Below are 14121 nucleotides of genomic sequence, written 5' to 3' on the forward strand. Positions count from 1 at the left end.
CGCGCACCTCACCCCGCCGCGCTGACCACCCAGGCGACCCGGCACAGGGCGCGCTCCAGGGTCGCCAGGTCCACCGAGCCGAGGGCCACGCGCAGCGCGTGGGGCACGTGGGGCGCGGTGCAGAAGGGTTCGGCGGTGGAGACGGCAATGCCCTCCTCCAGCAGGGCCTGGGTGATGCGGTCGGCCCGTGCCGCTTCCGGCAACGGCAGCCAGCGAAAGTAGGAGGCCGGGTGGCCGAGGTGCTCGATGCCGGCCAACGCCTGGGCCGCGAGGGCCTGGCGGGCGCGGGCGTCGTCACGCTTCTGCGCCTCCAGGCGGGCCACGGTGCCGTCTTCCAGCCAGGCGCAGGCCAGGGCGGTGATCAGCCCCGGGGTATTCCAGGTGGTGGCGCGCAGGCTGCGCTCCAGGCTCGGCACCCAGTCTTCGGGGGCGGCGACGAAGCCGATGCGCAGCCCGGTGGCGAGGCTCTTGGACAGGCCCGAGACGTACAGGGTGCGCGCCGGGGCGAGCGTGGCCAGGGGCGGCGGCGGGTCCTCGGCGAGGTAGGCGTAGGCGGCGTCTTCGATCAGCAGCAGGTCATGGGCCTCGGCCAGGGCCACCAGGCGCTGCCGGGTAGCCAGCGGCAGCACCCAGCCCAGGGGGTTGTGCAGGGTCGGCATGCTGTAGAGCGCGCGCACCGGCCGGCGTCGGCACAGCTGCGCCAGGGCGTCCAGGTCCGGCCCGTCGGGCTTGGCGGGTACGGCCACCACCTCCAGGTGCAGGGCTTCGGCCAGCACCTTGAAGCCGGGGTAGGTCAGCGCATCCGCCGCCACCACGTCGCCGGGGCGCAGCCGGGCCATGAGGCTGATCGCCAGGCCGTGCTGGGCGCCGCTCACCAGCAGCACCTGGGCGGCCTCCACGCTCAGCCCACGCTGCTGCAGGTGCCGCGCCACCACCGCGCGTTCATGAGGGCGGCCGGCGTGGGGCTGGTAGCGCAGCAACGCCTCCAGGTCGCCGGAAAGCGCCAGCTGCCGCAGGGCGGTGCGCAGCAGTTCGGCCTGGCCGGGGAGCGTGGGGTAGTTGAAGTTGAGGTCGGCCACCCCGGCCGAGACGCCGGGCTGGTCCACCCCGTGTCCCGGCGGCAGGGCCAGCTCGCGGACGAAGGTGCCGCGCCCGGTCTCGCCGCTCACCAGGCCCATCTGTTCCAGCTCGGCGTAGATGCGCGTGGCGGTGGCCAGGGCGACGCCTTCGCGGCGGGCCAGCTCGCGGTGGGTGGGCAGGCGGGTGCCGGGGGGCAGTTCGCCGCTGCGGATCTGCCGGGCCAGGGCATCGACGACGGCCTTGTAGCGGGAGCGGGGCATGGGCGCTGTATCCATGACAATTATTTGAGCGTATCAACCGCCGGATCGTACGGTGACGGCGCCCAAACAGCGAGGAGCCCGTCGTGGAACGCACCGTCACCCCCTCTACCCCCACCCGTCCCCTGGCCGGCAGCGGCTGGCTGAACGGCCTGATCGGCGTGCTGATCTTCAGCGGTTCGCTGCCCGCCACCCGCGTGGCGGTGCTGGAGTTCGATCCGCTGTTCCTCACCGTGGCGCGAGCCAGCCTGGCCGGGCTGCTGGCGCTGGCGTTGCTGCTGGTGGCCGGGGCGCCGCGCCCTTCCCGTAGCCAGCTGCTGCCGCTGGCGGTGGTGGCGCTGGGCGTGGTGGTGGGCTTTCCGCTGCTCACGGCGCTGGCGCTGCAAACGGTGACCTCGGCGCACTCCATCGTCTTTCTCGGCCTGCTGCCGCTGGCCACGGCGGCCTTCGGCGTACTGCGCGGCGGCGAGCGGCCGCGCCCAGCGTTCTGGGGCTTCTCGGTGCTGGGCAGCCTGCTGGTGGTGGGCTTCGCCGTGGCCCAGGGGCTGACGGCCTCGCCCCGTGGCGACCTGCTGATGCTGCTGGCCATCGTGGTGTGCGGGCTGGGTTATGCCGAGGGCGCGCGGCTGTCGCGCAGCCTGGGCGGCTGGCAGGTGATCTGCTGGGCGCTGGTGCTGGCGCTGCCGGTGATGCTGGCGCTGGCCCTGTACCGCCTGCCGGCGGGCCTTGCCGGCATCACGCTGCCGGCCTGGCTGAGCCTGGGCTATGTGTCGCTGTTCAGCATGCTGATCGGCTTCGTGTTCTGGTACCGGGGCCTGGCCCAGGGCGGCATCGCGGCGGTGGGGCAGTTGCAGCTGCTGCAGCCCTTCTTCGGCCTGGCCCTGGCGGCTGGCCTGCTGGGGGAGGCGGTGAGCCCGGCGATGCTGGGGGTGACGGTGGCGGTGATCTTCTGTGTGGCCGGGGCGCGGCGCTTCGCCCGGTGAAAAACGGGCTGCTTGGCCGCTGCGGCGGCTTCGCTCACGTTTCTCGACAGCCGATTGGTAAGGCTCTATCTGCGTTAAGAGTTGCCAGGAGGTTTTTGGCCAAGCCGATTGCCGAGTTTTGCTGAGGGTTTCTGTTTCGCCTTGCCAGGCGAGTTTCTTTTTTCAGTCGCCAAAAAAGAAACCAAAAAGGCTTGCCCCTGCATACGGGTCTGGCTTCGCCAGACTTCCCTCACTCCATCATCGTTCCAGGGGCCCGCGCTGACGGGCCATCCATGGCCCGGCAGCGCTCTCGCGACATCCATGTCGCTCAACCCCCTCCACGATGACTCCGCTCGGCCTCCTGAAAGGGGCGTTTGGTCGCTGCTCCAACGTCTTCGCCAGAATCTTCATCGGTGTACGCATCACCTTCGGGGCACAGTGGCTTCCGTAGGGTGGCGAGCCGCAGTAGGCATCACAGGAAGCCTTAAATACCCAGGAAGCACCGTACTTGAGCCTTCGCATTGAGCTCACAACAGCAACGCAGACAGAGCCATTGGTAAAGGGCTCCCCAGGGCATGGCGGGCCTGCCAGACTGCGCACCTCTCCCCTCTTCAGGCCCAGCCATGTCCACCACCGCGACCCGCCGCTGGTTCGGCGACCGTTTCAGTGAGCTGCATCCCCAACTCCAGCACCTGCACAGCCACGGCGGGCGCCTGCTGGGCGAGGTGACCATCACCTACGGCCACGGGCTGGCGGGGGTGCTGGGGCGGCGTCTGGCGAAGAAGATGCGCTTCCCCGGCCCCGGCCCGCATCGCCTGGAGGTGACCATCGCCCACCAGGACGCGGCGCTGCTGTGGTCCCGCAGCTTCGACGGGCAGGCGCCGCTCACCTCCCACTTCGCGCCGGTGGGCTGCCTGGCCGAAGGCGGCCACTGGGTGGAGTCCACCGGGCCGCTGCGCCTGCTGCTGACGGTGGACGTGATCGACGGGGGCTGGTTCTGGCGCTGCCTGGGCATCCGCCTGTGGGGCCTGCCGGTGCCCCGCGCGCTGCTGCCGCGCACCGATGCCTACAAGCGCATCGAGGCCGGCCGCTACCGCTTCCATGTGGCCTTCTCGCTGCCGCTGCTGGGGCCGCTGGTGACCTACGAGGGACTGCTGGAGGCGGCGGGCTGAATCGCGGTTGAAACGGCGGGCCGGCGACCAGGGCCGGCCCGCCGGGCTCAGCCTGCCGGCAGCGCCAGCACGTGGCCGATGCGCGGGTCGGCGTGGCCGGCGAGCACGTCGCGGTAGACCTGTTCCACCGCCTCGGCGCCGGTGCCTTCCTGCACCTGCAGCCAGTGCCCGGCGAAGGTGAGGAACTGCGTCCAGCAATCCGCCAGGCGCGCCTGGAAGCCGGGGCCGCCCCATTCCTTGAGGCGCTTCTCGGCCTGGCTGGGGGCGAAGAACAGCGTCGGCCGGGGGCCGGGCAGTTCGCGGGGCAGGCCGCCGCGCTGGTCCCAGTGGGCGGCGCCCACCAGGCAGCTGTAGCGCAGCTGCTCGCCCAGCAGGCGGTGCAGGTGGCCGAGCAGTTCGCCGTTGCCGGCGAAGTCCACGGTCAGGGTGGGGACCTCGGCGCCCAGCTCGGCCACCTCGTCATAGCCGATGACCCGGTCGTAGCAGCCCAGGCCCTCGACGAAGGCGCGGTTGCCGGCGGAGGTCAGCCCCACCACTTCATAGCCGCCCCGGGCTTCGCGCTGGCGGTGCAGCAGTTCGGCCAGGCCGATGGCGGTCTTGCTGGAGGCGCTGGTGAGCACCACGCGACGGGCGCCGAACAGCTGGTTGTCGGCGAGGAAGTCGTCCAACAGGAAGGAGGTGGTGAACAGCGGGCGCAGCAGCATCTGCAGCGCTTCGCTGCCGGTGGCGTAGAGCGGGTCGCGGGCGCAGCGCAGGTACTGGTTGTAGATCACCGGCAGCGGCCGGCGGTGCTCGGCGCCGTCGAGGAAGCCGCCCTCGCGCACCTGGGCCGGCTCCACCACCAGGTGGCTGGACATGGGGAAGTAGCCGTAGACGCGCTCGCCCACGGCGATGCCGTCGCAGGCGCTGGCCTCCACCTCGGCGAAGCCCCACACCGGGACCTTGCCCCAGCCCTCGGGGGCGGGGAAGAAGCGCCAGTAGTGCAGGCTCTCGCCCATGGCGGCGTAGGTGACGTTGTTGGCGGTGAAGGCGAAGTGGTCGAGGCGCAGGCGCACCTGCCCCGGCGCCAGGGCTTCGGCCAGCGGGCTGGCCTGGCACTGGCAGCGGGTGAGGTCGTGGCGGTCGACGAGGAAGTCGAGTTGCTCGGCCATGGTCAGTCCTCGAGGCGGAAGGTGAGGCCGGCGTGGGCGGTGAGCCGCTGGATCAGCGCCTCGCCCATGGCCGGGGCGGTGGTCCAGATGCCGCCGGGGGTCTGGGTGGCGTCGCGCAGCAGGCACAGGGCGCTCTCGGTGATCATCCGCGAGGTGGAGCCGTAGCCGGGGTCGCGCTGGCCGGTGACGCCGGCGCGCAGGGTGCGTCCGTCCGCCGTTTCGCCGACGAACAGCAGGTCGTAATGGCCGCTCTCGCGCTCCTCGCGGGTCGGGCCTTCGCCGGGTTTGGGTGCACTGTCGCTGGCCAGGGAGCGGTCCGCCGCCACGGCTTCGGCGATGGCCTTGCCCTTGTCGCCGGGGCCGGTGAGGAGCATTTCGTCGTAGACGAAGTCAGCGCCGTAGGCGTGCCCGAGGAGGAAGTTGGAGCGGTGCACGTTGCGGGTGTTGATGGCCGCCATGATGAAGGGCGCGGCCCAGCTGCCGAGGGCTTCGTCGTAGGCGGGGCGGTCCCCGGCCGGTTGTGCCGGGCCGTTGAAGCCGGGGGCCAGGGCGAAGGGGTTGACCAGCAGCTGCAGCACCGAGGGGTCGGCCTTGGCGGCGGCCAGGGTGGCCTTGAGGCTGGCGGCGGTGCCGCCGGAGAAGGTGCCCTTGAGCTGGCGCACGCGGCCCTTGATGCGCTGCAGCGGAACGCCGAAGCGCGCCTTGGCGGCCTGCTGGAGGAAGAACACGCCGAGGTCGAAGGGGATGGAGTCGAACCCGCAGGAGAACACGATGCGCGCCCCGCTCTGCTGCGCGGCGGCGCTATGGGCGTCGATCATGCGGCGCATCCAGGCCGGCTCGCCGCAGAGGTCGACGTAGTCCACCCCGGCCTCGGCACAGGCCGCCACCAGAGGCTCGCCGTAGAGCTGGTAGGGGCCGACGGTGGTGAGCACGGCGCGGGTGCGCGCCACCAGGGCGCGCAGGCTGGCGGCGTCGTTGGTGTCGGCCACCACCAGGGGGGTGTCGGCCGGGGCGCCGATCTCGTCCCGCACCGCCGCCAGCTTGGCCAGGTCACGCCCGGCCATGGCCCAGCGCAGGGCGCGGTCGTTGCCGTAGGCCTGCACGAGGTATTCGGCCACCAGCCGGCCGGTGTAGCCGGAGGCGCCGAAGACAATCAGGTCGAACTCAGCCGTCTTTTTCATCGCGGTGTCCTTGCACGGGAGGGAAACCCCAGACGCTAGGCGCGGCCCCGAGTGCCGTCAATTTCAAGGAACGCGGGGAATCACGGGGCATAAGCGCGGGCGAGCACGACGGGTATTGCGGGATACATATGGATTTCCATATATTCGCCTTCCCATATATCCGGACCCTGCCGCCATGATCGCCCCACCCGACCTGTTCAAGTGCCTGGCCGACCCGACGCGGGCACGCGCGACGCTGCTCATCGCCCAGGAGGGCGAGCTGTGCGTGTGCGAGCTGGTGTGCGCGCTGGGGGACAGCCAGCCGAAGATCAGCCGCCACCTGGCGCAACTGCGCGCCGCCGGGCTGCTGCTGGATCGCCGCCAGGGCCAGTGGGTGTACTACCGGCTGAACCCGGCCCTGCCCGCCTGGGTGGGCGAGCTGCTGCAGGTGGCGCTGCGCGGCGCGGCCGAGTGGCTGGCGGCGGACGCGGTGCGGCTGCACGGCATGGAAGGGCGTCCGGGGCAGGCCGCCGCCTGCTGCCCGGCGTGCTGAGGAGGTGGCCATGCTGATTGCCTTGGCGGTCTTTCTCTTCACCCTGCTGCTGGTCATCTGGCAGCCGCGCGGGCTGGGCGTGGGCTGGAGCGCGAGCCTGGGGGCGCTGATCGCCCTGGCGGTGGGCGTGGTGTCGCTGCAGGACATTCCCACCGTGTGGGCCATCGTCTGGAACGCCACGGCCACCTTCATCGCGGTGATCGTCATCAGCCTGCTGCTGGACGAGGCCGGCTTCTTCGAGTGGGCGGCGCTGCACGTGGCGCGCTGGGCCAAGGGCAGCGGGGCGCGGCTGTTCGCCTACTGCATCCTGCTGGGGGCGGCGGTGTCGGCGCTGTTCGCCAACGACGGCGCGGCGCTGATCCTCACCCCCATCGTCATGTCGATGCTGCTGGCGCTGCGCTTCTCCCCGGCCACCACCCTGGCCTTCGTGATGGCGGCGGGCTTCATCGCCGACACCGCGAGCCTGCCGCTGGTGGTGTCGAACCTGGTCAACATCGTCTCGGCCGACTACTTCGGCCTGGGCTTCGCCGAATACGCCTCGGTGATGGTGCCGGTGAACCTGGCCAGCGTGGCGGCGACCCTGGCGGTGCTGTACCTGTTCTTCCGCCGCGACATCCCCGCGCGCTACCCGGTGGAGGCGCTGAAGGCCCCCGAGGCGGCCATCCGCGACCGCGCCACCTTCGTCACCGGCGGCTGGATGCTGCTGGTGCTGCTGGTCGGGCTGTTCGCCCTGGAGCCGCTCGGCGTGCCCATCAGCGCGGTGGCGGCGGCCTGTGCGGTGCTGCTGTTCATCGTCGCCGCGCGAGGCCATGTGATCGCCACGCGCAAGGTGCTGCGCGAGGCGCCCTGGCAGGTGGTGGTGTTCTCCCTGGGCATGTACCTGGTGGTCTACGGGCTGAAGAATGCCGGCCTCACCGACGGCCTCACCGCCCTGCTCGACCGCTTCGCCGAACACGGCGTGTGGGGCGCGGCGCTGGGCACCGGGCTGCTCTCGGCGGGCTTGTCGTCGGTGATGAACAACATGCCCAGCGTGCTGGTGGGGGCGCTGTCGATCCAGGCCAGCGCCAGCGAGGGCGTGGTGCGCGAGGCGATGATCTACGCCAACGTCATCGGCTGCGACCTGGGGCCGAAGATCACCCCCATCGGCAGCCTCGCCACCCTGCTCTGGCTCCACGTGCTGGCGCGCAAGGGCGTGCGCATCACCTGGGGCTACTACTTCCGCGTGGGCATCCTGCTGACCCTGCCGGTGCTGCTCATCACTCTCTCCGCCCTGGCCCTGCGCCTGGGGCTCTGACCTTGCGAGAACCCACCATGCGCGTCCTGTTCATGTGCACCGCCAACAGCTGCCGCAGCATCCTCTCCGAGGCGCTGTTCAACCACCTCGCCCCGGACGGCTTCGAGGCGGTAAGCGCCGGCAGCCACCCCAAGGGCCAGGTCCTGCCGCGCAGCCTGACCACCCTCGCCCGCGCCGGCATCGCCACCGACGGCTTGAGCAGCAAGGGCAACGACGCCTTCGAGCACAACCCGCCGGACATCGTGGTGACCGTGTGCGACAACGCCGCCGGCGAAGCCTGCCCGGTCTACTTCGGCCCGGCGCTGAAGACCCACTGGGGCCTGGCCGACCCGTCCGACGTGCAGGGCAGCGACGCCGAGGTAGACGCCGCCTTCGACGCCACCCTGCAACGCATCGAAGCCCGCTGCCGCGCCTTCTTCGCCCTGCCCTTCGCCCAACTCGACCGCCCCGCCCTGCAAGCCGAACTCGACCGCATCGGCCGGCTTTGAAGCCGGCCGACCGCCGGGCTGGCGTAGGGTGGAGCATGCTTCATCGATCCACCGTTTCCCTGGGCTGAAGCCCAGGCTACGAGTCTGACGCGCGCAAACCGTAGGGTGGGCCGGGCGGCGCTCCGCTTCAGCCCACCATCGGACCGCCGGCAAAACTCTGGTGAGTCTCCACCGATGCACCGGCAGGGGATATCAGGCGGTGCGTTCGCTGCGGGGAGTGATGGCGCGGAGGATGCCGGCCAGCAGCACGCCGTACAGCGGTACGAACAGCAGCAGGCTGACGCCGAGCTTCACGCCGTAGTCGACGGTGGCGATCTCCACCCAGTGCTCGGCCATGAAGGGGTTGTCGCTCTGCCAGAAGGCGACGGAGAAGAAGGTGAAGGTGTCCAGCAGGTTGCCGGCGATGGTGGAGACCACCGGGGCGATCCACCACTGGCGCATCTTGCGCAGGCGGTCGAACACCTGGATGTCCAGCACCTGCCCGAGCACGTAGGCGAGGAAGCTCGCCAGGGAGATGCGGGCGACGAACAGGTTGAATTCGCCCAGGGCGCCGAAGCCCTGGAACGCTGCATCCTGGAACAGCACCGAGACGACGTAGGAGGCCGCCAGCGCCGGCACCATGACCCGGGCGATGACCCGCCGCGCTGCCTGCTTGCCCATCAGCCGCACCGTCAGGTCGGTGGCGAGGAAGATGAACGGGAAGCTGAAGGCGCCCCAGGTGGTCTGCCAGCCGAACAGGGTCATGGGCAGCTGCACCAGGTAGTTGCTGGCGATGATGATGAGGATGTGGAAAACGATCAGGCCGGCCAGCGCAGGGCGCCAGGCCGCGGGAAACGCGACGGACATGGAGGTCATCCTTTTTGGCTGATGGGGTGAGGGAACCCATGCCATGGCCCTATGCCACAGCGGCGCGCATTCTAACTTGACCCGCGCGTCAACAAAAGGCGCTTCGTCTGCTCAGCCGCCCTCCCCGGACAGCGCCTCCAGGGTCTGCCCACGGGTCTCCACACCGAACAGCGCCACCACCAGCGCGGCCAGGCCGAAGCACAGCGCCCCGAGGGCGAACACCCCGACCTGCCCCGCCAGCGGGATCAGCAGCCCACCCAGGGTCGGCCCCAGCAGCGAGCCGATGCGCCCCACGGCCGAGGCGAAGCCCGAGCCGGTGGCCCGTGCCGAGGTGGGGTACAGCTCCGGGGTCCAGGTGTAGAGCACCGCCCACATGCCGAAGAGGAAGAACTGCATGGCCAGGCCGGTGCCGATCAGCAGCGCCTGGTTGCCGCCGAACACCGCGCTCTGCCCGTAGCAGAAGGCCATGACACCGCCGCCCAGCAGCGTCATCACGCAGGTGGGCTTGCGCCCCCAGCGCTCCACCAGCCAGGCGGCGACGAGGAAGCCGGGGATGCCGCCGAGGGAGATCAGCACCGTGTAGTAGACCGACTGGGTCACCGCGAACCCCGATTGCTGCAGCAAGGCGCTGAGCCAGGAGGTGAGGCCGTAGAAGCCCAGCAGGGCGAGGAACCACAGGCTCCAGATCATCAGCGTGCGATGACGGAAGCGCGGCGACCACAACTCGCCGAAGGCCGCGAACAGGCTCGGCGCACGCACAGCCTGGCGCGGCAGCCGCGCGGGCTCGGGCAACTGCACCAGGCCCAGGGAAGCGGCCACCCGCCGCTCGACGTCGCGCAACACGCGGTCGGCGTCCTTGAGTCGGCCCACCTGCTCCAGCCAGCGGGGTGATTCGGGGATGAAGAAGCGGATCACCAGCACGAACACCGCCGGCAGGGCCAGCACCAGGAAGATGTCGCGCCAGCCGATGCGCTCCAGCAGCAGGTAGGAGAGCACCCCGGCGCTGACGAACCCCAGCGGCCAGAAGCCGTCCATGAGGGCGATGTAGCGACCCCGCCGCGAGGCCGGGATCATCTCCGAGAGCAGCGACTGGGCGATGGGGAACTCCATGCCCATGCCGATCCCCAGGAGGATGCGGAACAGCGTCAGGCTCTCCACGTCCTGGGCGGTGGAACACAGGTAGCTGGCCAGCCCCCAGAGCACGATGCTGCCCTGGAACACCGGCTTGCGGCCGAAGCGGTCGGCGAGCATCCCCGACAGCGAGGCCCCCACCACCATGCCGACGAAGCTGGCGCTGGCGAGCATCCCGGCCTGGGCGCTGCTGAGGCCGAACTCGGTGCGGATCGACCCGAGCAGGAAGGTCATCATCGCCAGGTCCATGGAGTCGAAGAAGAACGCCAGGGCGATGATCAGGAAGATGAGGCGGTGGTAACCGCTGATGGGCAAGCGCTCCAGGCGCTCGGCGGCGGTGTATCCGGGTGCGTGCATGCGGTGTCCCTCGCGGCTCGGTGCGGTGTCCGCCACGAGTATGGGAGGGAGGGTCGGCGCGGCGATTGGCTGGATGCGACCTGCGGGGGCCCGTCGCCGACCTGGCGGGCGTCAGTCGTGGGGCGCGCGGCGGCGGCCGGTGATCATCGACAGCGGCAGGTTCTCCCGCAGCCGCACGCTTTCCACCACGGCCGCCAGCAAGTGCACGCAGACCAGGCCGGCCAGGGTGTTGGCCATGAGCTCGTGGATCTCCTTGGGCAGGTCCTCGCCCCAGAAGTAGTCCACCTCCTCCATCAGGAAGCCGCTCACGCCCAGGCCGAACATCAGCAGCAGCATGAGCACCATCACCAGCGCGCCGATGGGCGAGTGCCCCAGGCGGTGGTAGGGACGCCCGCTGACCAGCGCCCGAGCGTGCTCGGCCAGCCGCGAGGGCCAGGGCCAGAAGTCCGACCAGCGTGCCGGCGTGGGGCCGACGAAGCCCCACACCAGGCGCACCAGCACCGCCACCAGGGCGCTGTAGCCGAGCCAGCGGTGCCAGTCCTCGCCCGCCTCGGTGAAGAAGTAGTTGGCCACGAAGGCGGTGACCAGGGTCCAGTGGCCGATGCGTACCAGCGGGTCCCAGAGGCGGATGCGGGCGTCGGTCATGTCAGCCTTCGACGTTTTCCTTCACGGCCTTGCCGGAGACCGGGTCGTAATAGATCTCGACCTTGCGCTTGTCCTTGTCCCAGCCATAGATCTCGTAGCAGTTGCCGCTGGTGACCTTGAACTTCTTGATCTCGTAGCCCTGGGCCTTGAGGGCCTCCTGGAACTTGGTCTGGTCCTGCCACTGGGCCTTGTCGGCGGTGGTGCACTGGGGCCCGGCGATGGCCAGGGGGCTGGCGAAGGCCAGGCAGAGCAGCAACGTGCGCATGGGAATGTCCTCGTGGTTCGGTTTGGGTCCAGCAGGTATAGGCCACGGCCGCCGTGGCTGCCAGGCGCGAAACCCTTGTAGCGCTTCGCGCCGGCCTCAGGCCCCCGCCGAGGACCCCGCGTGGATCGCCAAGCAGCCGCGCCCCGAGCGCTTGGCCTGGTAGCAGGCCGCGTCGGCCTGGCGCAGCAACTGCTCGGGGTCGCTGTTGCCCGACCGGATACGCGACAGGCCCAGGCTGGCGCCGACGCTGAAGGGCTGGTCCTCCCACTCGAAGGGCATCTGGGTGATGCCCTCGATCAGCCGGTTGCCCAGCAACTGGGCGCGATCCAGCGGGCAGTTGCGCAGGATCAGCGCGAACTCGTCGCCACCCAGTCGCGCCAGCACATCGCCGCTGCGTACCAGGGACTGCATCAGCCGGGCGATGCGCCGCAGCATCTCGTCGCCGGCGGCATGCCCGGCGGTATCGTTGACGTGCTTGAAGCGGTCCAGGTCGATGAAGCAGAGCACGCTGTGGCGGTCGTTCTGCTCGGCGTCTTGGCAGCTCTCGGCCAGGGCGCTCTCGAAGGCGGAGCGGTTGAGCAGCGCGGTGAGGGCGTCGTGGGTGGCGGCGTAGCGCAGGTGCTTCTGCATCGCCCGCGCCTCGCTGACGTCGGTGAACACCAGCACGCTGCCCAGCAGCTCGCCCTGGCCACTGCGGATCGGCGCAGCCTGGCCGCGCACCGCCACCAGGCCGCCGGCCGGGTGACGCAGGGAGGAAAGGCCGGGAATGCTGGCGTGGGTGCCCTGCTCCAGGCACTGCCGCACCGGGTTCTCCAGCACCTCGCCATGCTCGCCCTCCAGGGGCAGCACCGTCTCGATGGGCTGGCCCAGGGCACGCTCGTTGCTCCAGCCGCTGAGGCGCACCGCCACCGGGTTGAGGAAGTTGACCCGGCCCTGCAGGTCGGTGGTCACCACCCCGTCGCCGATGGAGTTCAGGGTCACCTGCAGGCGCTCGCGCTCGTCCCGCAGGCGCTCGGCCAGCTGGCGCAGCTCGGTCACGTCCCAGGCGGTGCCGACCATCCGCTCCGGCTCGCCCGAGGCGTCACGCACCAGGCTGCCGAGGGCACGCAGCACGCGCACCTGGCCGTCCGGGTGGATGACGCGGAACTCGATGTCCGCCTGCTCCTGGCCCTGGCGCACCTGCTGCAGCTGGCAGTGGACGCCGGGGGCATCCGCCGGGTGCAGGTAGCGCGCCCAGTCGCCGTAGCTGACCGCGCCGGGCCGGGGCGCCAGGCCGTAGAGGCGGAACAGGCTGTCGTCCCACATGATGCGGTCGCTGGCCAGGTACCACTCCCACACGCCCACGCCACTGCTTTCGGTGGCCAGGGAATAGCGCCGCAGCAGGTCGGCCTCGCGGGCTTCGGCGCGCTTGCGGCGGTCGATGTCCTCGATCTGGGCGATGAAGTATTGCGGCCGCCCTTCGTCGTCGCGCACCAGCGACACCGCCAGCAGCGCCCAGACTTCGCGGCCGTCGCGGCGCAGGTAGCGTTTCTCCAGGCGGTAGCTGGTGCGCTGCCCGGCCAGCAGCTCGTCCAGCAGCGCCAGGTCCCGGGGCAGGTCGTCGGGGTGGGAAATCTCGCGGAACGACAGCCGCAGCAGGTCGTCTCGGTTGTAGTCGAGCATCTCGCACAAGGCACGGTTGACGCGCTGCCAACGCCCGTCCAGGTCCACCAGGGCCATGCCGATGGCGGACTCGTCCATGGCCGAGCGGAAGCGCGCCTCGCTGGCCGCCAGGTCACGGCGACGCCGCCGGCCCTGCTCCACCGCCGCCGCCAGCAGCAGCGGCGGCAACAGCGACAGCAGCAACGGCAGGTAGATCGCCAGCTCGCGGGCCACGCCGTCGACCCGCGGCGCATCCAGCTCGCCGGCGGCGATCACCAGCCCGCCCAGCAGCGACATGCAGCCCACCAGCAGCGCGGTGCCACCGAAGCTCAGGCGCGCCGCCGCCAGCAGCAGCGGCAGGGACAGGTAGACGAAGGGGAACGGCACGTAGAGCAGCGTCACCGGTGTCATCACCAGCACCGCCAGGGAGTAGAGGCCGAACTCGCGGGGGCGGCGGCGGATATCCAGGGAGCGCAGGCCGTGGAGCTGCACCTGCACCATCAACGGCAGGATCGACACGGTGCCGAGCACCGCCCCCTCGAACCACGACAGCGCCGTGCGCCAGAAGCTGCCGTAATCGGCCCATTGCAGCAGGCCGGCCGCCAGCGGTGCGCTGAACAGCGGCGGCACCAGCACGCCGAGCAGGATGAAGCGCAGGAAGGCCAGGGGGCTGCGGTCCATGTACACCGCCACCCCGGTGCGCCGCAGCAGCCAGGCGGCCAGGCTCATCTCCAGCAGGTTGGCGGGGACGAAGCAGGCGGACATCTGCGGCGTATCGCCGATCAGGCTGCCGGCCAGCACGTTGGCGCCCGCCATCACCCCCAGCAGGGCGGGCCAGCGGCGCGGCGACTGGTTCCACAGGAAGGCGATGCCGAAGGCGTTGGCGTACCACAGGGTGGAGATGGTGCCCGGCTGGCGGGACAGCCACGCCGCCCCGAGGGCGAGCAGCAGGTAGCCGACGAAGAGCACCAGCAGGTGGAGGCCGAGCCGGGGTGGCGTCAGGTCGAGCGGGAAACCTCGCGAGGGCGGGCGGGGATCGGGGGGCAGCAAGGAGGTCTCCCTGGGTGCAGTCGCGGCGCTGCAGGGCGCCTTTGAAAAGGTAGGCGAGCCGGTCAGCGC

The 14121-nt window shown here is 70.7% G+C and carries 13 protein-coding genes; 5 read left to right on the forward strand and 8 right to left on the reverse strand.

Annotation, left to right across the window (positions count from 1 at the left end):
• Nucleotides 1-8: 8 nt before the first annotated feature.
• On the reverse strand, nt 9-1340 hold the full coding sequence (locus BM198_RS12915) for an aminotransferase-like domain-containing protein (RefSeq protein WP_074970417.1): 1332 nt from the start codon (nt 1338-1340) through the stop codon (nt 9-11).
• An 83-nt stretch (nt 1341-1423) separates the two neighbouring features.
• Between BM198_RS12915 and BM198_RS12920 the strand changes: the two genes are divergently transcribed.
• Nucleotides 1424-2320, forward strand: a complete 897-nt coding sequence (locus BM198_RS12920; RefSeq protein ID WP_074970419.1) for a DMT family transporter — start codon at nt 1424-1426, stop codon at nt 2318-2320.
• Nucleotides 2321-2922: 602 nt separating this feature from the next.
• Nucleotides 2923-3471 carry a DUF4166 domain-containing protein gene (locus BM198_RS12925; RefSeq protein ID WP_074970421.1) on the forward strand — a complete coding sequence of 183 codons (549 nt, stop codon included), beginning with the start codon at nt 2923-2925 and terminating at the stop codon, nt 3469-3471.
• 47 nt (nt 3472-3518) lie between these two features.
• On the opposite strand, the gene BM198_RS12930 is transcribed toward BM198_RS12925, so the two are convergent.
• Both BM198_RS12930 and BM198_RS12935 read right to left on the reverse strand, forming a co-directional pair.
• Complete coding sequence (locus BM198_RS12930) at nt 3519-4622, reverse strand: DUF2855 family protein (RefSeq protein WP_074970423.1); 1104 nt, start codon at nt 4620-4622, stop codon at nt 3519-3521.
• A 2-nt stretch (nt 4623-4624) separates the two neighbouring features.
• A complete protein-coding gene (locus BM198_RS12935) occupies nt 4625-5803 on the reverse strand; it encodes a saccharopine dehydrogenase family protein (protein ID WP_074970425.1) in 1179 nt (392 codons plus the stop codon).
• Nucleotides 5804-5978: 175 nt separating this feature from the next.
• Here BM198_RS12935 and BM198_RS12940 point away from each other — a divergent pair, with 175 nt between their 5' ends.
• Genes BM198_RS12940 through BM198_RS12950 form a run of 3 tightly spaced genes read left to right on the forward strand, consistent with a single transcriptional unit; the run spans nt 5979 to nt 8117 of the window.
• Entirely contained in the window at nt 5979-6335 is a 357-nt protein-coding gene (locus tag BM198_RS12940) for a metalloregulator ArsR/SmtB family transcription factor (protein ID WP_074970427.1), read from the forward strand.
• A 10-nt stretch (nt 6336-6345) separates the two neighbouring features.
• On the forward strand, nt 6346-7629 hold the full coding sequence (locus BM198_RS12945; RefSeq protein ID WP_074970429.1) for an arsenic transporter: 1284 nt from the start codon (nt 6346-6348) through the stop codon (nt 7627-7629).
• A 17-nt stretch (nt 7630-7646) separates the two neighbouring features.
• Entirely contained in the window at nt 7647-8117 is a 471-nt protein-coding gene (locus BM198_RS12950) for an arsenate reductase ArsC (RefSeq protein WP_044413622.1), read from the forward strand.
• A gap of 192 nt (nt 8118-8309) precedes the next feature.
• Here the strand turns inward: BM198_RS12950 and BM198_RS12955 are convergent, their stop codons facing one another.
• The 5 genes from BM198_RS12955 to BM198_RS12975 all read right to left on the reverse strand — a co-directional run bounded on the left by BM198_RS12955 (nt 8310) and on the right by BM198_RS12975 (nt 14052).
• Complete coding sequence (locus tag BM198_RS12955) at nt 8310-8963, reverse strand: 7-cyano-7-deazaguanine/7-aminomethyl-7-deazaguanine transporter (protein ID WP_069563199.1); 654 nt, start codon at nt 8961-8963, stop codon at nt 8310-8312.
• A 111-nt stretch (nt 8964-9074) separates the two neighbouring features.
• Nucleotides 9075-10451, reverse strand: a complete 1377-nt coding sequence (locus BM198_RS12960; protein ID WP_074970430.1) for an MFS transporter — start codon at nt 10449-10451, stop codon at nt 9075-9077.
• A 111-nt stretch (nt 10452-10562) separates the two neighbouring features.
• Entirely contained in the window at nt 10563-11096 is a 534-nt protein-coding gene (locus tag BM198_RS12965; protein WP_074970431.1) for a cytochrome b/b6 domain-containing protein, read from the reverse strand.
• A 1-nt stretch (nt 11097) separates the two neighbouring features.
• Nucleotides 11098-11361: a PepSY domain-containing protein gene (locus BM198_RS12970; RefSeq protein WP_074970432.1), complete on the reverse strand. Its 264-nt coding sequence runs from the start codon at nt 11359-11361 to the stop codon at nt 11098-11100.
• A 96-nt stretch (nt 11362-11457) separates the two neighbouring features.
• Nucleotides 11458-14052: a PAS domain S-box protein gene (locus tag BM198_RS12975; RefSeq protein ID WP_074970433.1), complete on the reverse strand. Its 2595-nt coding sequence runs from the start codon at nt 14050-14052 to the stop codon at nt 11458-11460.
• Between the last annotated feature and the right edge of the window lie 69 nt (nt 14053-14121).

The sequence above is a fragment of the Metapseudomonas otitidis genome (assembly GCF_900111835.1).
GTDB lineage: Bacteria > Pseudomonadota > Gammaproteobacteria > Pseudomonadales > Pseudomonadaceae > Metapseudomonas > Metapseudomonas otitidis.

Excerpts from the sequence above, each read along its gene's own strand:
- BM198_RS12960 (WP_074970430.1), bottom strand. The coding sequence starts at position 10,451 with ATGCACGCACCCGGATACACCGCCGCCGAGCGCCTGGAGCGCTTGCCC.
- BM198_RS12970 (WP_074970432.1), bottom strand. The coding sequence starts at position 11,361 with ATGCGCACGTTGCTGCTCTGCCTGGCCTTCGCCAGCCCCCTGGCCATC.
- BM198_RS12950 (WP_044413622.1), top strand. The coding sequence starts at position 7,647 with ATGCGCGTCCTGTTCATGTGCACCGCCAACAGCTGCCGCAGCATCCTC.
- BM198_RS12935 (WP_074970425.1), bottom strand. The coding sequence starts at position 5,803 with ATGAAAAAGACGGCTGAGTTCGACCTGATTGTCTTCGGCGCCTCCGGC.
- BM198_RS12915 (WP_074970417.1), bottom strand. The coding sequence starts at position 1,340 with ATGCCCCGCTCCCGCTACAAGGCCGTCGTCGATGCCCTGGCCCGGCAG.
- BM198_RS12955 (WP_069563199.1), bottom strand. The coding sequence starts at position 8,963 with ATGTCCGTCGCGTTTCCCGCGGCCTGGCGCCCTGCGCTGGCCGGCCTG.
- BM198_RS12940 (WP_074970427.1), top strand. The coding sequence starts at position 5,979 with ATGATCGCCCCACCCGACCTGTTCAAGTGCCTGGCCGACCCGACGCGG.
- BM198_RS12945 (WP_074970429.1), top strand. The coding sequence starts at position 6,346 with ATGCTGATTGCCTTGGCGGTCTTTCTCTTCACCCTGCTGCTGGTCATC.
- BM198_RS12930 (WP_074970423.1), bottom strand. The coding sequence starts at position 4,622 with ATGGCCGAGCAACTCGACTTCCTCGTCGACCGCCACGACCTCACCCGC.
- BM198_RS12965 (WP_074970431.1), bottom strand. The coding sequence starts at position 11,096 with ATGACCGACGCCCGCATCCGCCTCTGGGACCCGCTGGTACGCATCGGC.
- BM198_RS12925 (WP_074970421.1), top strand. The coding sequence starts at position 2,923 with ATGTCCACCACCGCGACCCGCCGCTGGTTCGGCGACCGTTTCAGTGAG.